General features: G+C 70.7%; 19 protein-coding genes. 6 read left to right on the top strand and 13 right to left on the bottom strand.

Annotated features, from left to right (window positions below; all coding sequences use genetic code 11):
• Positions 1–57 precede the first annotated feature (57 nt).
• Positions 58–1,365, top strand: a complete 1,308-nt coding sequence (locus tag SRB17_RS26310; RefSeq protein ID WP_153542628.1) for a GAF domain-containing protein — start codon at positions 58–60, stop codon at positions 1,363–1,365.
• Positions 1,366–1,422: 57 nt separating this feature from the next.
• Complete coding sequence (gene adh, locus SRB17_RS26305; RefSeq protein WP_153542627.1) at positions 1,423–2,946, top strand: aldehyde dehydrogenase; 1,524 nt, start codon at positions 1,423–1,425, stop codon at positions 2,944–2,946.
• 1,630 nt (positions 2,947–4,576) lie between these two features.
• Here the strand turns inward: adh and SRB17_RS26300 are convergent.
• The 5 genes from SRB17_RS26300 to SRB17_RS26280 all read right to left on the bottom strand — a co-directional run bounded on the left by SRB17_RS26300 (position 4,577) and on the right by SRB17_RS26280 (position 8,876).
• A complete protein-coding gene (locus tag SRB17_RS26300; RefSeq protein WP_153542626.1) occupies positions 4,577–4,744 on the bottom strand; it encodes a hypothetical protein in 168 nt (55 codons plus the stop codon).
• Between the two features lie 16 nt (positions 4,745–4,760).
• Positions 4,761–6,467, bottom strand: a complete 1,707-nt coding sequence (locus SRB17_RS26295) for an aldehyde dehydrogenase family protein (protein ID WP_323376255.1) — start codon at positions 6,465–6,467, stop codon at positions 4,761–4,763.
• Positions 6,468–6,515: 48 nt separating this feature from the next.
• Entirely contained in the window at positions 6,516–6,773 is a 258-nt protein-coding gene (locus SRB17_RS26290; protein ID WP_153542625.1) for a hypothetical protein, read from the bottom strand.
• On the bottom strand, positions 6,773–6,988 hold the full coding sequence (locus SRB17_RS26285; RefSeq protein ID WP_153542624.1) for a hypothetical protein: 216 nt from the start codon (positions 6,986–6,988) through the stop codon (positions 6,773–6,775). Before SRB17_RS26285 ends, SRB17_RS26290 begins: the two co-directional genes overlap by 1 nt.
• 121 nt (positions 6,989–7,109) lie before the next feature.
• Positions 7,110–8,876, bottom strand: coding sequence for an N-acyl-D-amino-acid deacylase family protein (locus tag SRB17_RS26280; protein WP_153542623.1), 1,767 nt, complete (start codon positions 8,874–8,876; stop codon positions 7,110–7,112).
• 104 nt (positions 8,877–8,980) lie between these two features.
• On the opposite strand from SRB17_RS26280, the gene SRB17_RS26275 reads away from it, so the two are divergent.
• The 4 genes from SRB17_RS26275 to lysA all read left to right on the top strand — a co-directional run bounded on the left by SRB17_RS26275 (position 8,981) and on the right by lysA (position 14,837).
• Entirely contained in the window at positions 8,981–10,003 is a 1,023-nt protein-coding gene (locus tag SRB17_RS26275) for an AraC family transcriptional regulator (protein ID WP_153542622.1), read from the top strand.
• Positions 10,004–10,794: 791 nt separating this feature from the next.
• Complete coding sequence (locus SRB17_RS26270) at positions 10,795–10,968, top strand: hypothetical protein (protein ID WP_153542621.1); 174 nt, start codon at positions 10,795–10,797, stop codon at positions 10,966–10,968.
• Between the two features lie 1,019 nt (positions 10,969–11,987).
• Positions 11,988–13,208 (top strand): metallophosphoesterase, encoded by a 1,221-nt coding sequence (locus SRB17_RS26265; RefSeq protein WP_323376254.1) that lies wholly within the window; start codon positions 11,988–11,990, stop codon positions 13,206–13,208.
• A 354-nt stretch (positions 13,209–13,562) separates the two neighbouring features.
• Positions 13,563–14,837: a diaminopimelate decarboxylase gene (gene lysA / locus SRB17_RS26260; RefSeq protein WP_153542620.1), complete on the top strand. Its 1,275-nt coding sequence runs from the start codon at positions 13,563–13,565 to the stop codon at positions 14,835–14,837.
• A 275-nt stretch (positions 14,838–15,112) separates the two neighbouring features.
• On the opposite strand, the gene SRB17_RS26255 is transcribed toward lysA, so the two are convergent.
• The 8 genes from SRB17_RS26255 to SRB17_RS26220 form a co-directional block, all read right to left on the bottom strand.
• A complete protein-coding gene (locus SRB17_RS26255; RefSeq protein ID WP_153542619.1) occupies positions 15,113–16,057 on the bottom strand; it encodes a S66 peptidase family protein in 945 nt (314 codons plus the stop codon).
• Positions 16,054–17,049: an ABC transporter ATP-binding protein gene (locus SRB17_RS26250; RefSeq protein WP_153542979.1), complete on the bottom strand. Its 996-nt coding sequence runs from the start codon at positions 17,047–17,049 to the stop codon at positions 16,054–16,056. The genes SRB17_RS26255 and SRB17_RS26250 overlap by 4 nt, the downstream gene beginning before the upstream one ends.
• Positions 17,050–17,075: 26 nt before the next feature.
• Positions 17,076–18,080, bottom strand: coding sequence for an ABC transporter ATP-binding protein (locus tag SRB17_RS26245; protein ID WP_153542618.1), 1,005 nt, complete (start codon positions 18,078–18,080; stop codon positions 17,076–17,078).
• The gene (locus SRB17_RS48130) at positions 18,077–19,006 is read right to left on the bottom strand and encodes an ABC transporter permease (protein WP_323376253.1); all 930 of its coding nucleotides are present in this window, start codon (positions 19,004–19,006) and stop codon (positions 18,077–18,079) included. Before SRB17_RS48130 ends, SRB17_RS26245 begins: the two co-directional genes overlap by 4 nt.
• Positions 19,003–20,058, bottom strand: a complete 1,056-nt coding sequence (locus SRB17_RS26235; protein WP_323376252.1) for an ABC transporter permease — start codon at positions 20,056–20,058, stop codon at positions 19,003–19,005. Before SRB17_RS26235 ends, SRB17_RS48130 begins: the two co-directional genes overlap by 4 nt.
• Positions 20,051–21,901 carry an ABC transporter substrate-binding protein gene (locus SRB17_RS26230; protein ID WP_153542617.1) on the bottom strand — a complete coding sequence of 617 codons (1,851 nt, stop codon included), beginning with the start codon at positions 21,899–21,901 and terminating at the stop codon, positions 20,051–20,053. Before SRB17_RS26230 ends, SRB17_RS26235 begins: the two co-directional genes overlap by 8 nt.
• Positions 21,902–21,937: 36 nt before the next feature.
• Positions 21,938–23,284 carry a M20/M25/M40 family metallo-hydrolase gene (locus tag SRB17_RS26225; RefSeq protein ID WP_153542616.1) on the bottom strand — a complete coding sequence of 449 codons (1,347 nt, stop codon included), beginning with the start codon at positions 23,282–23,284 and terminating at the stop codon, positions 21,938–21,940.
• 111 nt (positions 23,285–23,395) lie between these two features.
• Entirely contained in the window at positions 23,396–25,441 is a 2,046-nt protein-coding gene (locus tag SRB17_RS26220; RefSeq protein ID WP_153542615.1) for a prolyl oligopeptidase family serine peptidase, read from the bottom strand.
• Positions 25,442–25,500 lie beyond the last annotated feature (59 nt).

The raw sequence follows: 25,500 nt of genomic DNA, 5'->3' as shown, positions 1-25,500 counted from the left end.
CGGGAAGACGATGGTCGCGGGACCGACGTCACTGTTTCACCGTCCGGGGAGGCCGACTTGACCGATCCGTGGGTGGCCCTGGAGCCGGGGGCCGACCCCGCCGAGCGGGTCCGTGTGCTGCGCCGGGCGCACGAGACGTTCACCACGGCGGGCACGGTGCCGCGCCCGGTGCGGTCGGTGGTGGCCGAGTCGTGGCGGCGCAGCGCGCGGGCCGGTGTCGGGCCGGACGGCACGGCCAGCGTGGAGCTGACCGACGGCGACCTCGGCGCGTACCGGGCCGAGCACCCGCTGGCGAGGGTGATGCCGCTGTTCCGGGAGCTGCTCGGCACGTTCGCCGCCGACGGCGAGCATCTGCTGGCGGTGTGCGACGCGCACGGCAGGCTGCTGTGGGTCGAGGGACACCCCGCGACCCGGCGCCGGGCGGACGGGATGAATTTCGTACCGGGGGCGCGCTGGTCGGAGAGCGCGGTCGGCACGAACGCGCCGGGGACCGCGGTCGCCGTGGACCGGCCGGTGCAGGTGTTCGCCGCGGAACACTTCATACGGCGGGTCCAGCCGTGGACGTGTGCCGCGGCACCGGTACACGATCCGCGCACCGGGCAGGTTCTGGGCGCCGTGGACATCACCGGCGGGGACGGGCTGGCGCATCCGCACAGCCTCGGGTTCGTACAGGCGGTGGCGCGGGCGGCGGAGGCGCAGCTCGCGCTGCTCGATCCACCGGGGAGCGCGGTGGACACGCCGCTGCTCGGCGCGCTGGGCCGGGACGAGGCCGAGCTCGTCCTGGACGGCAGCCGGATCCGGCTCAGCCGTCGGCACAGCGAGATCCTCGTGCTGCTGGCCCGGCATCCCGAGGGGCTGAGCGGTGACGAGCTGCTGTGCGCGCTGTACGCGGACGAGTCGGTGACGCCGGTGACGCTGCGTGCCGAACTGGCCCGGCTGCGCAGGCTGTTGGGTTCCGGTCTGCTCGCCTCGCGGCCGTACCGGCTGGCGGCCGCGGTCGAGTCGGACGTCACCGTGGTGGAGCGGCGGCTCAGGGCGGGCGCGGTCACGGCGGCGGCGGAGGCGTACACCGGTCCGCTGCTGCCCGGTTCGCAGGCGCCGGCGATCGTACGGCTGCGCAGCCGCCTCGCCGACGGGCTGCGGACCGCACTCGTCGCGCACGGCGACCCGGATCTGCTGGCGGACTGGGCGCACGCGCCGTGGGGCGAGGACGACCTGGAGGTGTGGCGGGCGCTGGCCGCGGTGCGGCCCACGGCGCCGGTGCGGTCGCGGCTTGCCGCACTGGAGGCCGAGCTGACGGCACCGGTCGGCCGGACGCCGGGGCGGGCCCGCGGCGCAACGTGGTTGCAACGTCCGCCCGCCTAGCCTCGCGCCCGAGAGCTGCCCAACGGCGGGCAGCGCTGCACCGGGAGGCAGACCAGCATGACTCGTTACGCGGCGCCGGGCACCGAGGGCGCGATCGTCTCCTACCAGGCGCGTTACGACCATTTCATCGGCGGGGAGTACGTGCCGCCGCTGCGCGGGCAGTACTTCGAGAATCCGTCGCCGGTCAACGGGCAGCCGTTCACCGAGATCGCGCGCGGCACCGCGGAGGACGTCGAGCGGGCGCTGGACGCGGCGCACGAGGCCGCGCCGGCGTGGGGCCGTACGCCGGTGGCGGAACGCAGCGACATCCTGCTGAAGATCGCCGACCGCATGGCGGCCAACCTCGAAGCACTCGCGGTCGCGGAGAGCTGGGAGAACGGCAAGCCGGTCCGGGAGACGCTGGCGGCCGACATCCCACTGGCGATCGACCACTTCCGTTACTTCGCGGGCGCGATCCGTGCGCAGGAGGGGTCGCTCGGCGAGATCGACGACGACACGGTGGCGTACCACTTCCACGAGCCGCTCGGGGTCGTCGCGCAGATCATCCCGTGGAACTTCCCGATCCTGATGGCGGCGTGGAAGCTGGCGCCGGCGCTCGCCGCGGGCAACGCGGTCGTCCTCAAGCCGGCCGAGCAGACCCCGGCCTCCATCCACTACTGGGTCGGCCTGATCGCGGACCTGCTGCCGCCCGGTGTGCTGAACATCGTCAACGGCTTCGGCGTGGAGGCGGGCAAGCCGCTGGCGTCCAGTCCGCGCGTGGCGAAGGTGGCGTTCACCGGGGAGACCACGACCGGGCGGCTGATCATGCAGTACGCCTCGGAGAACATCAAGCCGGTCACCCTCGAACTCGGCGGCAAGTCCCCGAACATCTTCTTCGACGACGTGTGGGCGCACGACGACGACTTCCGCGACAAGGCGCTCGAGGGCTTCACCATGTTCGCGCTGAACCAGGGCGAGGTCTGCACCTGCCCGTCCCGGGCACTGATCCAGCGCGGCCACTACGCGGAGTTCCTCCAGGCGGCGGTCGAACGCACCCGGCAGATCAAGCCGGGCCACCCGCTCGACACGGACACGATGATCGGCGCCCAGGCCTCCAACGACCAGCTGGAGAAGATCCTCTCCTACCTGGACATCGGCCGGCAGGAGGGCGCGAAGGTCCTCACCGGCGGCGAGCGCATCGAGTACGACGGCGAACTCAAGGGCGGCTACTACGTCCAGCCGACCGTGTTCGAGGGCGACAACCGCATGCGGATCTTCCAGGAGGAGATCTTCGGCCCGGTCGTCTCGGTGGCCTCCTTCGACGACTTCGATGACGCCATCAAGATCGCCAACGACACGCTGTACGGCCTCGGCGCGGGCGTGTGGACCCGGGACGCCAACACCGCCTACCGCGCGGGCCGCGCGATCCAGGCGGGCCGGGTGTGGACCAACTGCTACCACGCCTACCCCGCGCACGCGGCGTTCGGCGGCTACAAGCAGTCCGGAATCGGCCGTGAGACGCACAAGATGATGCTGGAGCACTACCAGCAGACGAAGAACCTTCTTTGCTCCTACAGCCCCAAGAAGCTTGGGTTCTTCTAGAGCCTGAAGTCGGTTGCCTGGAGGCGTCGTTGCGCTCCAGGCAACCTGAAAAAACGGCTACACTCTGTAATTAATTGGAGTCTTCGCGCTGCTGTCTGACATCCAAGGGAGTCTCTCCCGGACCAGTCGCGGACCAAATGGTGCCGAAGGACATCACCCCACGAGCTGCCCGCTCACGAGCGCAGCGACCCGCCGATACCCGTAGGCCGCGCCCGAACCGCGGACAGCACCGGGGGAGCTCTTCCCTCATGGCCGCCCTGAACGAATCCGGATCGCGACAAAGGCTCCTCGCGGTGAGAACGGGCCTGCCGACGTCCATGAGCTGCCGACACCGAACGCCACGAAGAAGACAGCAGCTTGCAGGAGGGCTGCCGCGAGGAAGCCCGCCCCAAGCTCTGGACGTGAACAAGGCCGTAGCCAGTGCCGCGTGCGACGCTCACCCCGGATATCGGGCACTGCAGGAGGAGGCCGGGTGGGACGGGACGTCCACGGAAGGATCCACGTGATCCAGTGCTGATTATGCGGGATGCCGGACTCGAACCACTGGAGCCCTGTCCAGGAAGTGATAAGCCCTGGCGCTGCCGCCATGAAGCGTGCGGGAGAGAAGTGACACCGCGGCTGGGCAACATTGCTGCGGGCAGGCAGGGCGGCTGCCGGTACTGCTCAGGCACGGCGCCGATACCCCCGGAGGAGGCGGTGGCGTTGATGCGCTCGGCCGGCCTGGAACCGCTGGAGCTGTATCCCACGGCGACACCCCCATGGCGCTGCCGGCACGTGCCGTGCGGCAGGGAGGTCAAGGAGCGCTACTCGTACATCAGGCGCGGAGGGGGTCCGTGCCGATGGTGCGCGCCGAACGCGCCGGTCGATCCCGACCTGGCCGTCGCGCTCATGAGGTCGGCGGTCCCGAACCACTGGAGCCCTATCCGGCACCGACATCCCCTGGCGGTGCCGCCGCACAACCTGCGGCACGATCGGAACGCCCACTCATGGGTCGGTCAAGGGCGGACAAGGGACCGCGGCCCGTGCGGGCGCAAGAACGCCGGGCGGGGCATCAGCCGTGCATGGTCGCGTCGCCGCGAACTGTGCGGGCTTGGCAAGGCCCTTACCCGACCTCTTCACCCACCGCGGCCGCTGACCGAGGCCCGGTTCACCAAGGGCCAGTGCCGGCCCTGCCCGGTCTGCACTCGGTGCACCACCTCCCACCAGAGAGCCCGGAACCTGAGCTTCCCTCCGCGAGAACTCCGCGACCTGCACGTCCGGGTCCGCGCCGAGCAGCAGACTCCTGACTGAAAGGCCCGCTACTCGGTCCGCTCAGGAGTGGAGAGCACCGTCAACGAACTCGTCCACGGACACGGCATGCTGGCCGGCGAAACACACCCGCCACGGCGACCGACGGCCTTCCAGGACTTCCTGGACCAACATGGAATCCACCGGTCGAAGTCCTGGCGAACCCCCGGGAGCTGACGTCGACCGCCCCAAGAACCCCGACAGAGTCAAGCCCAGGCGAGCAGCAGGGCCATACCGGAGTCCCGCCACCTGGTGGACGATCTCGCGTGCCTTGAGCATGGGGTTCATCGGCACCACGACGGCACCGGCTACAGGACGGGGAACTCAGTCGGGTCAGGCAGCATCAGGCCCACCCGGTCGCCGGGGGCGACGCCGCGTGCGGCGAGGAACGCGAGGTACGGCCGGCCAGGGCGTCCAGCTCCGTGTAGGTGAGCCCGTGGTCTCCGAGTTCGACCGCGCGACGGTGCCCGTGGTCGGCGGCGGCACGGATCAGGAAGTCGTTGAGGTTCATCGGGAGGCCGCACGGGTCAGCCTCGGAGGGCGGAGGCGAAGATGGCGGGGAGCTGGGCGATGCCGGGCGCGGTCGTGAAGCGGGTGAGCCGTTCGAGGGTGGTGACGCCGGCGCGGTTGGTGACGAAGTACGGCGGGCGCGGCGACAGCGACGGCGAGCCGGTGAACAGCCCGCGCGGCGTGGGGGCGAAGGGGGCGCGCAGCACGGTCTTCTCGATGTCCTCGAGCATGTAGGCGTTGTTGACGAAGCCGATGCCGCTGCCGATGTCCTGCTGGGTGTGCCCCGGGTGGGCGCCCCAGGGCGTGTAGCCCAGCAGGAAGCCGAGGGCGGACCAGGTATTGACGCCGAGGGTTCCATACCGCAGCCCGGAGATGGCCGACCCGACCGCCTCGGGATGGGCCTTCTCGGTGGCCGGGTGGACGATCAGCGTGGCCCCCAGGGTGCCGGGCAGGGTGTCATTGGCAAAGTCCACGGCGTGGCGCAGGAATGTGGCCGGGGTACCGCCGGGCAGACGGACCACGCCCAGCGCGCTGGCGAACACCTCGCCGGTGAGCAGCACGTCGTTGTGGTCGGTGATGTCGGGTACGAGCAGCCGGCAGCCGTCGGCGTGGTTCTCGGCCTCCGGGTGCGCCTGGCGGACCGCGGCGAGGCGCTGCTCCGCGCCGGGGTAGTAGTCGGTGCGGGCGGGGAGGGCGCGCAGCACCGTGCGGATCTCCTCCAGCAGCCGCTCGGTGCCGTCCCAGGAGCGGGGCAGCACCAGGATCTGGCTGGCGATGCAGTTGTGGCCGGAGTTGTTCATCTTGCTGGTGACGATGTGCTCGGCCTGGTAGCGGAAGTCGGCCGCGCTCCACTCCCCGGGCACCACGATGCAGGGGCTGACGCCGCCCAGCTCGCTGGTGAACGGCTTGTCGATCAGCGGGGTGTCGCTGCGGCGGCGCTGCTCGGCCTGCTCGTCGGTGCCCCAGACGATGGCGTCGTGGGTGCGCTCGCTGCCGGTGATGTGGATGGTGTCCACGCCGTCGTGGGTGGTGAGGTAGGCGCCCTCGGCGGAGCCGCCGTCGACGAACCGCACCCAGCCCCGCTCGATGAACTCGATGAAGATCCGCTCGAAGTGGGGGCGCAGATAGGCGTTGACCGGGTTCATCTTGGCGACGACGACCTGGCCCTCGGCGTACAGCTTGTGGAGGATGTCGGCCGCGGTCAGCGCGGCGACGTTCCCCGCGCCCAGGACCAGGGCGAGGCCGGGGATCTCGGCGCGGCCGCAGTACTGTCCGGCCGCCCGCTCCCGTACCTGCTCAGCCGTGGTACCAGGACGGATCCGGACCTGGGCCGAATAGCCGCCCAGCAGCAACCGGTCCCAGCCGATGGCCGGGAAGACATCCACCCAGGTCCGGCCGTCCTGCTCCCGCACCGCCCCGGCGGGCAGCGGGTCGCGGCCATCGGCGATCCGCCGCAGCACATGCAGACGAGCGCTGACATTCTGGGCCAGCGCCCAGGGCCCGCCGGCCCAGTCCTCGGCAGCCCAAGGGGAGTCGGGGCCATATCCCTTGGCACGGGCGCCGACCGCGGCCAGCTCGGCCGCGCCGTCGGCGATCCGCGGCAGGAGCCGCTCCAGCAGGCCGATCCGCTCCGCGAGCGGCGCATCTGCCCACGACTGGGCGTTCGCACGCAGTGCGCACAGGACACGGTCGAGGGCGGCGGTGTCGAGGGTGGGGGTGTTCACTTCACTCCTTGGCGGTGGCGAACTGGTGCGGTCGGAAACGGGGGTGGGTCACTCGACCAGACGGCGCGCGTCACGTGCGGCGTCGATCATCAGGACGGCGGCAGCACCACCGAGCAGGAACAGGGCTCCGGTGAGGTGCACGGCGTGCCCGTAACCGGCCGCGCCCTGGGTGTCGACCAGGTGGCCGGTCGGCGTCGGCGCGATCAGTCCGGCGGTGGTCACCCCCGCGTCCATCGGGCCCAGGGCGCCGCCACGGCGCCGACCGGGCGCGAGTTCCGCGACCGTGATCGCCGCGACGCTCCCCATCAACCCGGCGAGCCCGAAATCAACCCGGCGGGCCCGAACCCCAGCAGCAGGACCACGGTGAGGGCCGTGTGGAAGGCCGGCAGGGCCAGGCAGGCCAGAGCGCAGAGGATCAGCGTGATGCCGTGCCGCCGACACGGGCACGAGCCCAGCGGCTGCTCACAGCGCGGATCGATCGTCGGCAGGCCGTCGCAGGCTTGATCAATGAGCACCTCCAAGCTGGCTGATCATCCAGCGAAACTCCAGGTCAGCAACTGTGGAGCCATGCTGGGGGTACGGGCGGTGCGGGCCCCGGAGACGCACGTTCCGCGGCCCGCACCGCCACCTCCCGAAAGTCGGTCAGGCCGTGCCAGTGGCCGGAAGGAATGTCCCGAAGCCTCGCTCGCTACCGAAACCGCGGCCGGGCTGCCTGCCGTCCCAGGCGAGCCGGCCGTTCACGTACACGGCGCGCACCGCGGCGTCGTTGCGCCGCACCAGGCGCTCCATGCCGTCGAAGCCCTCCATCGGCTCCTCGTGCGCCTGGTCGACCTCGTCGGTGAGCCCGGCCGGGTCCACCACGACCAGGTCAGCGCGACGGCCCTCGGCGAGGTAGCCGGCGTCGATACCCAGGTAGTCGGCGATCTCACCGGTGACCCGGTGCACGGCCCGCTCCGTGGACATGACCGGCTTCCCCTCGGCAGCGCGGTCGCGGACCAGCTTGAACAGGCGCAGCGGGAAGTTGTAGAAGCCCATGTTGCGCAGGTGGGCGCCGGCGTCGGAGAAGCCCATGAGCACCGAGGGGTGGTTGGCGATCCAGGCCAGCTGGTCGGGGCGGTCGTTGCCGAGCACGGTGTACCAGCGCAGGTCGTTGCCGTACTCGCCCTGCAGGTCGAGGAAGGCGTCGAAGGGCTTGACGCCGCGCTCGGCGGCCACCTCAGCGAAGGTCTTGCCGATCAGGGACGGGTCCGGGCAGTTGACGATCTTCGGCTCACTGAGTTTGCGGTGGTAGGCGCGGCCGGCGAAGGGGTTGTGCCACTGGCGGCTGAACTTCCTGCGGAAGGCCGGGTCGTACATCATGGCCTTGCGCTTGTCCGGATCGGTCTCGTGCAGCGCTTCGGTGCCGGCACCGAGCTCCTCGATGATGGGGACCTCCAGGCCGTCCACCCACAGGTCGAAGGGGTTGGGCAGGGACTGGAAGCGGATGTTGCCGCCGTACAGCTTGTTGATGCCCTGGGACAGGTGTCCGGCGATCTTGTAGTACGCACGGAAGGCCCGGGAGTCCACCATGGAGATCATCATGGTCTTCATGGGCTTCCGCCGGAAGCCGCCGCTGTGCAGCATGATCGGCAGGAAGTTGAGGCGGTTCTGCAGATTGGGCACGACCTGCCAGATGGCGTCGCGCTCGCGCAGCACCTTGGTGAAGCTGCGGTACTCGCGCCAGTCCGCGTGTACCGAGGGCATCGGCCTGCTGCGGTAGCGGTCGCCGTCGACCTTGTCCCACGGCAGGGTGTTGAAGGACATGCCCAGGTAGCCGGCGTCGAGCGACTCGTGCAGCAGCCCGAGCATCGTACCGACCTCGTGCTCGGTCGGCTTGATCTTCTCGTCCAGACTGCGTCCCAGACCCATCACATGGGCGCGTACGGCGTTGTGGCCGAGCATGCTGGTGACGTTCGGGCCGATCGCCGAGTCCCGCAGGTGCTCGACGTACGCGGTCGGGGTGTCCCAGCGCTTGACCCGCTCCAGCATCGGCAGCACGGTCGACCGGGGAATCGCCTCGACCCGGCAGAACTGGTCGGCCAGGTCCTCGGGCGTGCCCACCGCGAAGGACAGGCCACAGCTGCCGACCAGCACGGTGGTGATGCCGTGGCGCACCGACTCGGTGAGGCCCGGCGACACCTCCAGCTCGGCGTCGTAGTGCGTGTGCAGGTCGATGAAGCCCGGGGTGACCCAGCAGCCCTTGGCGTCCACCACCTCGGCACCCTCGGGAATCTCCCGGATCTCACCGATCCGCTCGACCCTGCCGTCACGCACCAGGACGTCCGCCGTCCGCCCAGGGGCATCGGCCGTACCGTCGAAGACGGTGCCGCCACGGATGACCACCGCTGCGCCGCGCTGCGCTTCGGACATAACTGCACCTCGGATTCGAATCTGGCTCGGGAATGCCGCAACCCTCCAGGAACGCCACCCCTGTGGTCTTGACAGCAGAGGACAACTCTTTGACAGTTCAGGACATGGCCATGATTCGGAGCACCTGTCTGCTCAACTTCTCCGAGCTTGCCGCCGAGCGGGGGGCCGACCCGCTGCCGATCCTCCGCTCCGCCGGTGTCCGTTCCGAGGACGAGGGCAAATACGAGGTCTTCATCACCTATCGCAGCCTGGTGCTCGCCCTGAATGCGGCGTCTCGAGCCACCGGCGACCTCGACTTCGGACGACGGCTCGCCCTGCGCCAGGGCATCGAGATCTTCGGGCCGGTCGGGGTGGCTGCGCGGACCGCCCCGACGATGAGTGCGGCATTGGAAACCTTCAAGACCTACCTCGCCGCGTACGGCCCGGCCATCGAGGTGACGGTCGAGACGTTGCCAAGGTCCGAGCGCACGTTCCTCGAATTCCGGGTACTCACGGAGGGACTGCCTCCGCTGGCCCAGGTAACGGAGCTGTCACTCGGAATCGCGCTCCAGGTCTTCCGCTTCCTCATGGGAAGCGACTACCACCCGCTCCAGGTTCACCTTCCGCACGACCCGCTCACCGACGAGGCCGATTATCGCGAGTACTTCTCCTGTACCGTCCTGTTCGCCCAGCGGCGAGCCGGCTTGGTACTGCGCACGGCCGACCTGGGCCGGGAGCTCAACTACGACCATCTCGCCCACCAGGCGCTGGTGCACTACCTCGACAGCATCATCACCACCCGAGGCCACGGGCTGACAGGCCCGGTCCGTGAGCTCGTGCGACAGCTGCTGCCGACGGGCGCCCTTGCGATGAACCTGGTCGCGGATCAGCTCGCCGTGCACCCGAAGACGCTCCAGCGCCGGCTGGCGGCCGAGGGTACGACGTTCGCGGGTCTGGTGGAGCAGGTTCGTGCAGAGGTCGCCCAGCACTACCTCCGCGACACGGGCATGAGCCTGACACAGCTGGCCCACGAGCTGGGCTACACCGAGCAGAGCGTGCTCAGCCGATCCTGCCAGCGCTGGTTCGGCCGGGGGCCCGCGGCCCATCGGGACGCCCTGCGAGCCGAGCGGGGCGACGCCACGGGCTGAGATGCCCGGACCACGGGCATCTCCTGAACTGAGTACGTCCTGGTCGGCCGCGAAGAGTTCCCGGATCGCATGCTGCGCATCGGCCGTGAGAATCGTGTCGGCGCCGCGTCCTTGCTGCGGGTACTCGAGAGAGGAGAACCCGAGTGCAACGGTGCCCACGACGGACGCTTCAACCCACCTACTCAGAAGCCACGCCGGGCCGCATCTGCGGGGCTCCTCGTCGAACGCCGCTCTCACACGCCTATCACCGACTGCGTCGACTCCCCGCGACCACAATGCTCTGACCTGGCATTACGCGCTCATCTTGGACTGGCTGGACGCTCACGGACAGTGTTTACAACCTGTGCCAGGTGGGACCGTATGACTCGGAGCGGGTGGCCGGGTGGCCACCGCTCTGCGGCCACGGCCGGCGGATTGCTGCCCTGCGCCAGCAGCGTAAGAGCTCCAGCTTGCAGGGCGGTGTTGGCCAGTGCCTTTCCCCGGCCGGAAGCTCGAGCGGTCGCCGCAGGGGCCGACCGCTGCATGCTGCCGGGCGGCCACCCCGGGCAAGAGTTTCGCTTATCGGTGCCGAGCATCCATCAAGGAACGAGGCGAAGACCCGTCCAAGCCACAGCCCCAAGAAACTTGGCCTCTTCCACAGCCGGAAGTCGGTTGCCTGGAGGCATCGTTGCGCTCCCGGCACCCCGCCACCGGAGCTACCCTCCGCAATCAACACGGCTCCCTACGCCACTGCGCGGGCTCCAAATGAATCCGTCCCGGTACAACCACGGGCCGAACGGCGTCCTCCACGCATGGTCCCGCCCGCCGCCTTCGACGAGGCACCGCAGGGCCTGCTCGTCGTCAAGCCCAGCAGCCGGCAGGGCACCAAGGACGTCGTCCACTGCCGCACCCTCGCCCAGGAAGCGTCCTGTGCGAGCTGGTGCCCGATCCCATCGTGCAGGCCGCCGCGCGCGGCTACGACCTGACCGGCCACCGAGCCGTCCGTCGACGCGGAACGGCTCGTCCATAGCCGACAGCGTGCTCGCCATGGTCGCTGGGGCCCTCGCCTCGCCGCACGGCATGGCCGGCCCTGCCACTAGGCAAGCTGCACCTGCACCTGTACCTGGACGGGCAGGACATGCCGGATCCCTGTCGCCACGACAGCGCCGCCTTCGCCGCCGTCGCCGAACTCATCGACCGCAGCTCCGAACGCCACCTGCCCTGCCCCTCCCCGGGCGTCAGCCGGACGCGGCGGAGACGATCATGTCGACCAGCCTCTCCGCCACGTCCGACCTTCCGTGCGCGCGGGCCCGCTCGGCCATCGGGGCCCGCGGCCGGATCCGCGAGCAGCGACTCAAGGGCGGCGTCCGGCGCCGGCGCCGGCCGGCTCGGCAACTGCGGTTGCAGCAAGCCCACCGTCCCAGCGACGCAAGCCAACTTTGGGCGGCAATAACCGACGCCTACGTGCCGAAGCCTCGGTTGGGGTCACCCTCGCCACTGCCACCGCTCGTCGGCCACCAGCCGGCGCATGTACTGCCACACACCCGCCTGGACCATCGCACCGCCGGTGATCCCTCATGGCAGCGGATGATGACCCTCCATCCAACCCTCAACTCCCCTGCCCGCGGGACTGATCATCGGACCTCAAAGCCGTGGCTGACTGTCAGTGGCGCGGCGTAGCATCTGGACATCTGTGTGGATCATTCCAAGATCGGACCAACCGCGTCGGACCTGACAGCCGCACTCGATGATGCTCGGCGGCGTTTCGTATGGTCCGGCTTGGTACGACCGTGGGGCACGGATCCCGGCGGCCGGCGATCTTACAAAGCCTGTTGCGGGGGCGCATTGACCGGCTTCAGTGAGGCCGGTACTCGCCATCATCGGCTTGGGCCATCGTCCCGCCGGGGCGCGCTCGAAGGGGCCGCGTCCATGAACGCCGGTCCGGCCGGCTCGAGGGTGACCGGATACAGTGCGCGAGACGGCAGCCTGGTCAGGGAGGGGAAACGTGACCGCCACCAGCAACATCCGACCCGCCGACGGTGAAGCGCGAGCGCCGCGGCAGAGCCGACTGCACCGCCTGATGCGCTACATCCCCCTGATCGCCCCCGTTCTGCTGTGGGCCGTGCCCTGCTGGGTTCTCCTGCACAGCGGCCAGCACTGGCCGCTGCCCGTCACGCTGGTCGGCACCGCCCTGTTCGCCCTCGGCCTCATCGGTATGCCGCTCGCGATGGTGCGCGGCCACGGCCGGCGCCAGCAGGACCGGGCGGCGATCATCGGTGACACCCTGCTGGGCACCAGCTGGGTCCTGTTCACCTGGTCCGTTCTGCTCGGCGTCCTGTTGCGGCTCGCCCTGACCGTGGCCGGCGTCGGCGAGAGCCAGGACCGGGCCCGAATCGTCACTTGGGCCGTCCTCGGCGTAACCGCCGTACTGCTCGGCTGGGGGTACGCCGAGGCCCGCCGCGTGCCTCGCGTGCGCCGACTCGACGTGCAACTCCCGCGACTGGGTGCCGGGCTGGACGGCCTTCGCGTCGTCCTCATCACCGACACCCACTACGGCCCGCTCGATCGCGCCCGCTGGTCGGCGCGGGTATGCGAGACGGTGAACACCCTGGAAGCCGACCTGGTCTGCCACACCGGCGACATCGCGGACGGCACGGCCGAGCGCCGCCGCGCCCAGGCCGCCCCCCTCAGTACCGTGCGGGCCACCCGGGCCCGTGTATACGTCACCGGCAACCACGAGTACTACAGCGAGGCCCAGGGCTGGGTCGACCTGATGGACGAGCTGGGCTGGGAGCCGCTGCGCAACCGCCATCTGCTGCTCGAACGCGGAGGCGACAGCCTCGTGGTCGCCGGCGTGGACGACGTCACCGCCGAGTCCTCCGGCCTGGCGGGCCACCGCGCCCACCTCGCCGGAGCTTTGAAAGGCGCCGACCCCGACCTGCCCGTCCTGCTCCTGGCACACCAGCCCAAGTTCGTCGACCGGGCGGCAGCCGACGGCATCGACCTCCAGCTCTCCGGTCACACCCACGGCGGCCAGATCTGGCCCTTCCACCACCTGGTCCGCATCGACCAGCCCGCCCTCGCCGGCCTCAGCCACCACGGCGCCCGCACCCTCCTCTACACCAGCCGCGGCACCGGCTTCTGGGGCCCGCCGTTCCGCGTCTTCGCCCCCAGCGAGATCACCCTGCTCGTGCTCCGCTCCCCGCACCTGCCCACCTCGCCCTAGCACAGGGCGGGCCAACACATCCGCTTGGAGCCGTCCTCGAGCCGAGGGGTGCGGCGGCAACAGATGACCAGGCCGATCTCGCCGAGGACAAGTTCCGGACCATTCCCGGGCCGACGGCTCCAACGAGCCACACGTGGCCACGTTTTACACAGGTCAGCGAGGCGTGACGCCCATACCACCAGCAGACCAAGAACCTTCTGGTGTCGTACTCACCGAAGAAAGCCGGGCTTCTCCGACCCAGAGTGTGTCACGTAGTGCACCTCGACGCGGGCCCGCGTGACAGAAGCGTGCCTGAGCATCCACTTCCTTGAGGCTTCCTCGGTCCGGGCGCGCTGTGTGCCTAGTTTCGGCGGCATGGCTAGCAACAGTGTGGTGGACCAGGTGTGGCCCCTGAGCGCGCGTTGGACCGACGGTGAGCTCCGAATCGGCGGAATCGGTGTCACAGAACTGGCGAGGACGTACGGCACGCCGGTCTACGTGCTCGACGAGGACGATTTCCGCGCACGGTGCGCCGCCTGGACTGCCGCGTTCCCGGACGCCGATATCCACTACGGCGGCAAGGCATTCCTGGCTCCGGCCGTGGTCGGCTGGCTGCGGGAGCTGGGGCTGTCCCTTGACGTGTGCAGCGGCGGCGAGCTGGCCGTGGCACGCCGCGGCAACATGCCCCCTGGGCGGGTCGTCTTCCATGGCAACAACAAATCCGTCGCCGAGATCCGGCGCGCCGTCGAGTGGGGCGTCGGATGCTTCGTGCTCGACTCGTTCCACGAGCTGGACCGAGTCGCGCGGGCCGCGCGCGGGCGCGGGGTCCGGCAGGCCGTCATGGTCCGCGTGAAGCCCGGGGTGGAGGCCGACACCCACGCCTCGTGGGCTACCGGAGGCGAGCGGACGAAGTTCGGTCTGTCGATGGCTTCCGGTGGGGCGGCGGAGGCGGTCCGCAGGGTGGTGGCGGAGCCGGCGCTGGACCTGGTCGGGCTGCACTCGCACATCGGCTCGCAGATCTTCGACCTGGGCTCGTTCCGCACCGCGGCCGAACGGATGGTGGCGTTCCTGCGTACGGTGGAGCGCGAGCACGGCGTCACGATCGACAAGCTCGACCTGGGCGGCGGCCTCGGTGTCCCCTATCTGCCCGGCGAGAAAGACGCCCCCGCTCCCGCCGACCTCGCCGAGGTCCTGCGCGCGGCGGTGCCGGACGACGTGCGCCTCGCGCTGGAACCGGGCCGGTCGATCGTCGCCGCCACGACCGTCGCCGTCTACGAGGTGGGCACGGTGAAGGGCCGTTATGTGAGTGTCGACGGCGGCATGAGCGACAACCCGAGACCGGCCACCTATGGCGCGGCGTACACGGCGGTCCTGGCCTCGCGCGCGAGCGTCGCCGCCCCGGGAGACTTCACCGTCGTGGGCAAGCACTGCGAGACCGGCGACATCCTCGCCGACGGCATCGATCTGCCCCGGGACGTCCGCCCCGGCGATCTGATCGCGATGCCCTGCTCGGGGGCGTACCAGCGCTCCGCGGCCGGCAACTACAACATGATTCCCCGCCCGCCGGTGGTCGCGGTCCGCGACGGAGTGGCCCGTGTCATCGTCCGCCGGGAGACGGAAGAGGACCTGCTCCGCCTGTATGTCGGTTGACGTCCTCCACCTCGTGACGAGTGGAAGACCCCTACGAAGGAGCGCAAGCCGGTTGCCCGGCTTGCGGCTTCTGCTTCCGGGACCCACTGGTGTCCACGTCGCCCGGGCGGAAGTACGGACACGGGCGTGGGAGGCGACACGGTCATGGGGATCTGGACGGAACGGTGCGAGGCGTACCGCGCGGAGGCGAGCGCCGTCCCGCACGACCCGCTCGTGCGTCGCGGCCGGGACGAGGTCGGTCCTCGTCCCGGCCGCCTCGCCGTCCTCGGCTTGCGTCAGCCCTGCCGGTCGGCCAGCACCTGGTCCAGGAAGGTCAGCGTTCCGTCGTCGGCGTCGAGGCGGGCGCGGACGCCGATCGGGTAGGTCTGCATCCGGGTGTTGTGGCCTATGTTGACGCCGGCGAGCACCGGCACGCCCAGGTCGCCGAAGCGCTCGGCGAGCAGTCGGTCGACGTGTTCGGGGTCGCCGCATTCGGTGAAGGTGCCGAGGACGATGCCGGCCACGCCGTCGAGGTAGTCCTTGGCGCGGCGGATCTGGGTGAAGACGCGGTCGAGCCGGAAGGGCAGTTCGTCCACGTCCTCGAGGAAGAGGATCGCGTCACGTGCGGGGTAGGAGGTGTCGGTGCCGAGGCCGGCCGTCAGCAGGGTGGCGGTCCCGCCGATGGTGAGGCCCTCGGCGACGCCGGGGACCAGCGTTCGCGAGCCGGGGAAGGCGAGCCGGGTGACGCTCTCGGGTGTGTAGAGCAGCTTCATGAGTTGCTGGAAGTCGTACTCCTGCGGGCCCTCCCAGATGCCGCTGCAGGCGACCATGGGGCCGAACAGCGAGACCCAGCCGAGCTTCGCCGCGAGCGCCTCCAGCAGCGCGGTCACGTCCGAGTAGCCGACGAGGACCTTCGGGGAGGAGGCGTCGATCAGGCTCCAGTCCATCAGCTCCAGGGTCCGCTGCATTCCGTAGCCGCCGCAGGCCATCAGGACGCCCGCATACCGGGGGTCGGTCAGCGCGCGGGTGAGGTCCTGGGCGCGCAGCGCGTCGTCGCCGGCGAGGTAGTCGTACATGCTGCCGGTGTCGCGGGCCGAGGCGAGGACTTCCGGCTTCAGACCGACGGAGGTCAGGGCACGGAGGCCGGACTCCAGGTGCTCCTGGTCGTCGACGGGCGAGCTGCCGCAGATCACGGCGACCGTGTCGCCGGGGCGGAGCGCCGGTGGGCGCAGCAGGGTCATACGGACTCCGTAGGGGCGTTCGAGCGGAGCAGATGGCAGGCGGCGTGGGAGACATCGGCCGCCAGGACGGGCAGGGCACGGCGGTCGCAGGCGGCTTCGGCGCGTTCCTTCTCGGACGCTGTGGCCCAGCGGTGGCAGCGCGGGTGGAAACGGCAGCCCGGCGGGATCGCGGTGGGGTCCGGCGGCTCGCCGGTCAGCAGGGTGGGGCGCCAGTCCTCGGCGCCGCTGGGGATCACCGACAGCAGCGCCTTGGTGTAGGGGTGCTTCGGATGCAGCAGGACTTCTTCGACGGTGCCTTGCTCCACCACCCGGCCCAGGTACATCACAGCGACCCGGTCGGCGATGTTCCAGGCCAGGCCGAGGTCGTGGCTGACGACCAGGGCGGAGAGGTCCAGCTCGTCGCGCAGTTGCAGGATGAGCTTGAGGATCTCCCCGCGCACCGACGCGTCGAGCGAGGCCACCGGCTCATCGGCGACGATCACCCGGGGGTCGAGGGCCAGCACGCCGGCGATGACGACACGCTGCTGCTGCCCGCCGGACAGCTCGTGGGGGTAGCGGCCGGCGAAGTCCTGCGGCGGGCGCAGCCCGGTACGGGCCAGTGCCTGGTGGACCCGCTCCGGCAGCCCCTCGGTGAGTTTGTGCAGGCGGGGTCCCAGGGCCACGGCGTCGTAGACGTTCTGCTTGGGGTTCAGGGCGCCGCCCGGGTCCTGCAGGACCAACTGCGTGTGGCGGCGATACTGCTTGAGCGCCTTGGCCGAGTAGTCCAGCGGTGCGCCCTGGTAGAGCACCTGGCCGCTGGTCGGTTTGACCAGTCCGACCAGGGCCCGGGCCAGCGTCGACTTGCCGCAGCCCGACTCGCCGACCAGGGCGACGATCTCGCCTTTGCCGATGCGCAGGTTCACGCCGTCGACGGCGCGTGCCGGGCCCCGGCCGCGGGAGCCGGGGTAGACGACGGACAGGTCGCGGGCCTCCAGCGCGGCCTGCTGACTCATGGCGGTCTCCTGGCTGGGGATGACGGTCACGGGGTACCTCCGTGCTGGGGCCGGGCGTGCAGGCATGCCGCGCTGCGGCCGGGGCCGGCCGGCCACAGCAGCATCTCGCCGGTGCGGCAGGACGCCTCTGCCTCCGGGCAGCGGGGCGCGAAGGCGCAGCCGCTGTCGGTCTCCGAGGGCCGCGGCGGGTCCCCGGGCAGGCCCTCCGGGGCACGCCGGGAGGCCGGGTCGCCGATGGTGGGGAAGGCCCGGGACAGGGCCCGGGTGTACGGGTGCTGCGGGTCCTCCAGCACCTGCCGGGAGGGGCCGAGTTCGACGATCCGTCCCCCGTACATCACGGCAAGCCGGTCGCAGGTGTGCGCCAGCAGCGACAGATCGTGGGTGATCATGATGACCGCGATCTTCGACTCGCGGACCAGGTCCCCCAGGAGTTCCAGGATCTGCGCCTGGACCATCACGTCCAGCGCGGTGGTGGGCTCGTCGGCGATGATCAGATCCGGGCGGCAGGCCAGGGCCATGGCGATCATCACGCGCTGCCGCTGTCCGCCGGAGAACTCGTGCGGGTAGCTCCGGATGCGGCGGGAGGGGATGCCGACGCTGTCGAGGAGTTCCGCGGCGCGGCGCTCGGCGTCCTTGGGGCCGATCTTGTCGTGCAGCACCATCGGCTCGACGATCTGGTCCAGGACCGTGCGCACCGGGTTGAGCGCGCTCATCGCGCCCTGGAACACCACCGACGCGCCTGCCCAGCGCACCGCGCGCAGCTTGGACCAGGTGGTGGTCAGCAGGTTCTCGCCGTCGAAGAGCACCTCGCCGGTGACCTGTGCCGCGCCGCCGTGCAGCCGCAGCAGGCTCAGCGCCATCGTCGACTTGCCGCAGCCGGACTCCCCGGCGATACCGAGGGTGTCGCCGGCCCCGAGGGTGAAGGTGACGCCGCGCACGGCGGGGACGGTCTGGCCGCCCTGCCGGTAGGTGACGTGGAGGTCGCGGACCTCCAGCAGCGGGCGCGCGGGGGTGACTGTGTGCGTCGTCATCGCTTCTTCTCCATCCGCGGGTCGAGCACGTGCTCCACGGCGCGTCCGGTGAGCGTGAAGCCCAGGACGACGGCCAGGATGGCCAGGCCCGGAGGCAGCAGGTACCACCAGGCGTCGGCGGTGAACGCGCCGCCGAAGAAGGCGTCGCGGATCATCTCGCCCCAGGTGACGTCGGTCGGGCTGCCGAGGCCGAGGAAGGTCAGCGTCGCCTCGGACAGCAGCGAGCCGGCGACGGTGAGCGTGCTGGACACCAGAATCAGCGGCATTACGTTGGGCAGCACCTGACGCAGCATGATCTGCCAGTTCCCGGCGCCGAGGGCGCGGGCCCGTTCGACGAACGGGCGGGCTTCGACGGCCAGGGTCTGGGCACGGACGAGGCGGGCGGTCGCCGTCCACGAGGTGACGGCGATCGCGATGGTGATCGAGGCCGAGCCCTGGCCGAGCACCGCCGCGAGCGAGATCGCCAGCGGCAGGCTCGGCAGCGCGATGAACCAGTCGGTGATGTGCATCAGGGCGCGGCCGACGAATCCGCCGTAGTGCCCTGCGACGATCCCCACCGCGCTGCCGAAGACGACCGTCAGCACGGTGGCGACGACGCCGATCTGCAGCGACTCGCGGGAGCCCCAGATGAGCAGGAGCAGGACGCTGCGGCCGGCCTGGTCCGTGCCCAGGGGGTAGGAGCCGCCGGGCGCCGCCAGCAGCGGGCCGTTCACCTTGGTCACGTCCAACTGCTTCGGCCCGATGAATGCCGGGGCGACGAGCGCCAGCAGGGTGAACAGAACCAGGATCGCCAGCCCGGCCATGCCCGAGGGCCGGCGGACGAAGGCGCGGGCGAAGCGCCGCGCTGCGGCGAAGCGGGGTGGAACGGCCGCGGCGGGCGGCTGTCCGGTGGCGGTCGGTGCGGTGGCTGTCTGCGCGGCGGTCACTGGGCGCGCACCCGCGGGTCGAGGAACCGGTAGACCAGGTCGGCCAGCAGATTCATGATGATCACACTCGCACTGAAGACGATGAAGGTGCCCTGCAGGACCGGCAGGTCGGGGATGGTCAGGGCCCGGTAGGTCAGATTCCCGAGACCTGGCCAGGAGAAGATCGCCTCGACCGTGACAGCGCCGCTGATCAGGCCCCCCAGGTGCATGAAGATCATCGTCACCGAGGGCAGCAGCGCGTTGGGCAGGGCGTGGCGGCGGCGCACGGAGGCGTCGGTCAGACCCTTGGCCCGGGCGGTGAGCAGGTACGGGCTCCCCATCTCCTCGACGATCGAGGACCGCATGATCGTCACGTATTGCGCGTAGACGACCAGGACCATGGTCAGCGCGGGAAGCACGAGGTGGCGGGCGACGTCCAGATAGTGCGTCATGCCCGTCTGGGGCAGCGTCGGATCGCTCATCCCGGCCGTCGGCAAGAACCCGTGGATCGGGCCGATCCCGACGCTGAAGAGGATCAGCAGGATCATGCCGAGCCAGAAGGTCGGCACCGACCACAGCGTCAGTGCCGTGGCGGAGGTGAACCGGTCGAGCAGGCTGCCCGCGCGCCATCCGCTGCGCATGCCGAGCCAGAGGCCGAGCACCACCGAGATGGCGAAGGAGGTACCCATCAGCAGCAGGGTCGGCCCGAGCCGGCTCAGCGTCAGGGAGGCCACGGACTGCTGGTACTCCCAGGAGTAGCCCAGGTGCCCGTGCAGGGTGTTGTCGACATAGCTGAGGAACCGCTCCCAGATCGGCTTGTCCAGGCCGAGCTGGATGCGCAGGGACGCGAGTTGCGCCTCACTGACGGGCCGCCCCCGCGTCATGGTCCGCACCGGGTCGGACGGCATCACGTTGAACAGGACGAAACCGATGACCAGCGTCACCGCGAAGCTGACGACGGCGGCGGCGAGCTTGTTGGCGAGGTAGCCGGGCCGCGGCACCCCGAACGCCCGGCGGGGGCGGGGTTCGGGTGCCGCGACGGTCGCCTCCGCCGCTGCGGACGGACTACTCACGGTCGTCCGCCCCGGCGCGGCGACGGACGATGACGCCGCCCGCTCCGACCACCACCACGGCTGCGGCAAGGCCCGCCCACAGTCCGGTACTGCCGCCGGATGAGGACGAGGTGCTGTGCGCCGCCGGGGCTGCCTTCAGGTAGCTCCAGAAGCTCGTCTGCGCGGGGTAGAAACCGTTGGTCTGCTTGCCGGTGATCAGTCCGGTGACCTTCGAGGAGGCCGCGATCTTGTTCGTGGCGTAGTAGAACAGCTGGTCCACGTCCGCCTTGTAGAGGATGGCCTGCATCTGGCCGACGAGCTTCGCGCGCTGCGCCGGGTCGAAGACGGTCGCCTGCTTCGCGAACAGCTTGTCGTAGGTGGGGTCGCAGAAGAAGGCATCGGTGTTGCCCCCGTTGCCCGCGTCGTCGGGCAGCGTCGAACAGCTCTGGATGCCGAGCAGGTAGGTCGGGTCGGGGCCGGTGGTCCAGGAGTCCATCAGCATGTCCCAGTTGCCCTTGCCCAGGTCGCTGTTGAGCGCGGTCATGCTCATCGGCTGGATGGTGACGTGGACTCCGATCGTCCTGAGCCAGCCCACCAGGTAGGTCGAGATCGCGGGGTCGTTGGAGTTGTCGGAGTGGATGCCCAGGCGCAGGTTGAGCGGCTTGCCGTTCTTCGGGTTGATGCGAACGCCGTCGGAGCCCTTCTTGTAGCCCGCGGCGTCCAGCAGCTTGTTCGCGGCGGCCGGGTCGTACGTCTGTGTCTCACCCGCCGGCGGCGTCCAGCGCCACTGCGGCCAGGCCGGCGGCAGGTAGCCCGTGGCGACCTGGCCCTGACCGTCGATGACCTTGGCCAGCAGCGTCTTCTTGTCGATGGCCTGGGCTATCGCCCGGCGCAGCGTCGGGTCGGCCAGCGCCGGGTTGCCGGTGCCGATCGGCTTGCCCGAGCGGGTCCTGGCGCCGGGGTTGAGCTCCACGCCGGTCCAGCCGTCACCGGCGGCCTGCGCGGTCTGCATACCGCTGGTGTGCCGCAGCGATGCGAACTGGGTGGCGTTGACGCCATTGATGTAGTCCAGCTGACCGGCCTTCAGCGCCGCGACCGCGGCGTCCGACTCCTTGTACACCTGCTCGATCAGGTGGTCGTACTTGGGCGCGCCCAGGACGAACGACTTGTTGGCATCGAACTTGGCGTACTGGTCCGTCTTGTAGCTGGTGAGGACCCACGGTCCGTAACCGACGATCGGGTACGAGTCGTTCTTGAAGTCCTTCAGGTCCGCGACGTGGGACTGCCAGATGTGCTGCGGCACGATCGGGATGCCGGAGACCGGGATGCTCACGTAGGTGACGTTGGCCTGCGGTTTCTTGGTCTTGATGACCAGGGTGGCGGGGTCCGGTGCGGTCACCGACGCGAAGTTGGACACCAGCGTTCCGTTGGCCGTGCCGGCGACGTTGTCGGTCCTGATCAGGTTCAGCGTCCAGGCGGCGTCGGCGGCGGTCAGGGGCTGCCCGTCGCTCCACTTCAGTCCCTTGCGGATCTTGAAGGTCCAGGTGAGGTGGTCCGGCGACAGGGTCCAGGACGAGGCGAGGTACGGGCCCGGGACACCGTTCTCGTCGATCGACGTCAGCGACGGGTAGATGCTCCCGAAGATGTCGAGGGAGCCGTTGAAGAACGCGGTGAACGGGTTGAGGGTGTCCACGCCGGAACTGTCCATGGCGACGCGGAGCGTGGTGCCGGAGGTGGTGTTCGCCGACGGGGCGGCTTCGGCACTCGTCGCCGCCGCGAGGGCGGCTGGTCCGGCCAGGAGCAGGCCGCTGACGCTGGCAGCGGCCAGGGCCGCTCGGATTCTTCTTCTGTCGCGCACAACCATGTCGTGCCTCCGTGGGCGTGAGGGTGAGGTGCTGCTTCAGGCGAACGCGCGGGGATCGGTCATGAGATAGCTGGTGAGCACACGCGCGCCGAAGCCGAGGCTGTCGGTGAGCACGTGCTCGTCGACGCCGTGGACGTACTGCCAGGCGTCGAAGTCCGCGGGGGTGCGGCCCGGCACGAAGCCGAAGCCGGGGATGCCGAGGGCGGCGAAGGCCTTGGCGTCGGTGCCGCCGGTCATGCAGTAGGGCAGGACCAGGGCCTGCGGGTCGTGGGCGCGCAGCGCTGCCGCCATCGCGGCGAAGTCCGGCGCGGTGTGGTCGGCGCTGACCGGAGCCTGGTAGTCGCTGGTGCGGGTGATGCCCGGGCCGAGCAGGGCGTCGACCGTGGCAAAGAACTCGGCCTCGGTGCCGGGCAGGATGCGCCCGTCCAGCGCCGCGCTCGCCTCGGTGGGGATGACGTTGTGCTTGTAACCGGCGCGCAGCATGGTGGTGTTGACCGAGTTGGCCAGGGTTTCCGACACCAGCGGTGCGGCGGCGCCCAGCGGGCTGAGATCGGTGGGGTCGATCTCGATGCCGAGGTGCCGGGAGAGGCCGTCCAGGAGCGCCGCGACGATCGGCACCACCCGCACCGGCCACTCGTGGTCGGCGACCCGACCGATCGCTGCGGCCAGTTTCACCAGTGCGTTGTCGTCGTTACGGCGGGAGCCGTGCCCCGCGGTGCCGCGCGCCGTCGCGGTCATCCAGGCGCTCCCCCGCTCGCCGGCGGCGACGGGGTAGAGCCGACCGCCACCGGGCAGATGGACGGTGTGGCCGCCGGACTCGCTGATCGCGGCGTTGACCCCCTCGAAGAGGTCGGGGTGCCGCTCGGCCAGGAACCGCGCACCGTACTCGCCGGTGTCCTCCTCGTCCGCGACGAAGGCCAGTACCAGGTCGCGTGGCGGTCTGGTGCCGGTGCGCTCCAGGTGCCGGACGAACGCGAGCATCATCGCGTCCATGTCCTTCATGTCGAGGGCGCCGCGCCCCCAGACCGCGCCGTCGCGGACCTCGCCGGAGAACGGGTACGTCGTCCAGTCGGACGGCTCGGCGGGCACGACGTCGAGGTGGCCGTGGACCAGCAGCGCGGGCGCGGCGGGGTCGGCACCGGGGATGCGCACCACGGTGCTGGCCCGGCCGGGAGCGGCCTCCAGCACGACCGGCTTGAGACCGGCATCGGTCAGCTGCTCGGCGACCCACTCGGCACAGGCGCGCTCACCGCGGCTCTCACCGCCGCCGAAATTGCTGGTGTCGAAGCGGATCAGCCGGGAGCAGAGGGCCACCGCGTCGGCGGCCAGGGAGACGCCCTCGTCCTCCGAGGGGACGGGCATCGGAGCGACGCTATCGGACATGACCAGCACCTCACGATCACAGGGAGCGGGTGGTTCACGGGCGGCGGACCCGGGGCTTCTTCGGCTCGGGCCTCACCGGTTTGCTCGCGGCGTACAGCGGCTGAGGAGCCGTCACGGCTCGCGCATGACATGGGCGTACAGTTCGAGCTCGGCCCGCAGACCGGCGGCGATCGTGGCCGCGCGCCGGAAGCCGTGGCCCTCGCCGGGGAATTCCAGGAAGCGGAAGCACAGCTCGGGGCTGCCCGCCTCTTCCACCGCCGCGACCAGCCTGCGCGCCTGGTCGGGGCGGCAGATGGTGTCGTCCAGACCCTGCAGCATCACGAACGGGACGGTGATCTTCGCGGCGTTCGCCAGCGGCGACACCTGGCAGTAGCGCGCCTCGTCCTCCGGCAGCACGCCCACCAGTGACTCGACGTAGCGGCTCTCGAAGTCGTGGGTCTGGCCGCCCCGCCAGGTCACCGGGTCGCTGATGGGGTAGTAGACGGACCCGCAGCAGAAGACGTCGCGACCGGCGAGCGCCGCGAGCGCGGTCCAGCCGCCCGCGGAGCCGCCGCGGATGGCGGTGCGCCGGGGGTCGGCGAGCCCGGCGTCGGCCAGCGCCCTGGCCACGGCGACACAGTCGTCGACGTCGACCGTGCCCCAGCTGTGGCGCAACCGTTCGCGATAGGCCCGGCCGTAGCCGATCGAGCCGCCGTAGTCGACCGAGGCGACGGCGTAGCCGTGGCCCGCGAACAGCGAGATCTCCAGACTGCGGGTGCCGCCGGTACGGCTGGTCGGGCCGCCGTGGACGTCGATCAGGAGCGGCGGGGCCTGGTCGGCGCAACCGCCCTGGTCCGGGCTGGTCGGCGGGTAGTACACATACGGCACCTCCCAGCCGGCGTCGACGGCGGCGGTGCGGCGCTGCGGGACGGACTGCCGGCGTGCGAAGCGGTCGTGGTTCGGGGTGGTGCAGCGGGCGACGGTCACCGTCGGCGCGCGGCCGACCTGACGGGGTGTCGCATCGATGCGCAGCGGGGTCGCGGTCTCGGTGGGGCTCGCCGCGACCACCGCGACGGCCGAGGCGTCGCCCGGGAGCCCGACGGCGAAGTCGGTCCACTCCCCGGCCAGTTGGGTCAGTGCGCCGCTCGCGGGGTCCCACAGCGCGAGGCTCTGGTCACCGCGGCTCTGCCGCAGCAGCACACCGGCGTCGGTCACGGCGAACGAGGTCGCCCCGACCCTCCAGATCGCGTGGGAGCACTCCGTGTCGGTGCGCAGCACGCAGGTGGCCTTGGCGCCGCCGTCCAGCAGGTCGACCCGGTGCAGGTTCCACCAGCCGTCGGGGTCGGCCATCGCATAGAGACTGTCCGCGTCGGCCCACTCGGCCTGCGGGACCGAGACGCCGTCGCCGCCCAGGACGCGCACCGGCTCGACGGCCACGCCGTCCTGGAGGCGGGCCACCATCAGATCGCTCGTGTCCCAGGGCATGTCGGGGTGGTCCCAGCCGATCCAGGCCAGGCGCGACCCGTCCGGGCTCAGCCGGATCCCGGACAGGAAGTGGTGCGAGCGCGCCACGACCCGGATCGCATGCGGATCGACGGCCGCCGCGCCCGACAGCGGAACGGCGACGACGTCGCGGACCGTGCGCGGCGCGGGATCGTCCAACTGTCCGCCGGGAGCGGTGCGAGTGGTCTCGCGGATGCACCAGACCTCGGCTCCGCACGGGCCGGGGATCGGATCGGCGTACGCGGTGTGCACTCCCTCCGGGTCGGCAGGTGTGAGCGGCACCGGCAGGGGGCTCGGTGCCTCGGCGAGGGCGGACAAGGACGCGACGCCCGCCGCGTACAGCCGCTGGTCGGCGGCGTGCGTGAAGACGAGCCGGTGCCGATCCACGCCCGGCACCACCAGGTAGGGCCGCCCGCCGTAGCCGATGGAGCGGTTGCTCACCGACCAGGCGGGGTCCAGCACCTCCAGCACGCGGGATCCGGGCTCGGCGCAGCGCCACAGGCGCACGCTCGCCGCCACCGGGTCGGACGCGCACCACCACGTCTCGGCGCCGACCACGGCCGGCCAGACCGGCGCCCCGGCCTGGCCGCCGACCGCCTCCGGCGTGATCCGTGATGCCCAGGCGCCGACGCGATGGCCCGGCGCCCCGCCGTCGACGGCGGCGACCTCGGTCATGGGCAAACCCCTCACTCGAATCCACGCAGGTCATGCGGCAACATCGCCGCGGTGAGCCG

The sequence above is a fragment of the Streptomyces sp. RB17 genome (assembly GCF_009604455.1).
In the GTDB taxonomy this organism is placed as follows: Bacteria; Actinomycetota; Actinomycetes; order Streptomycetales; family Streptomycetaceae; genus Streptomyces.
This window is presented reverse-complemented; position numbering and strand designations above follow the sequence as displayed.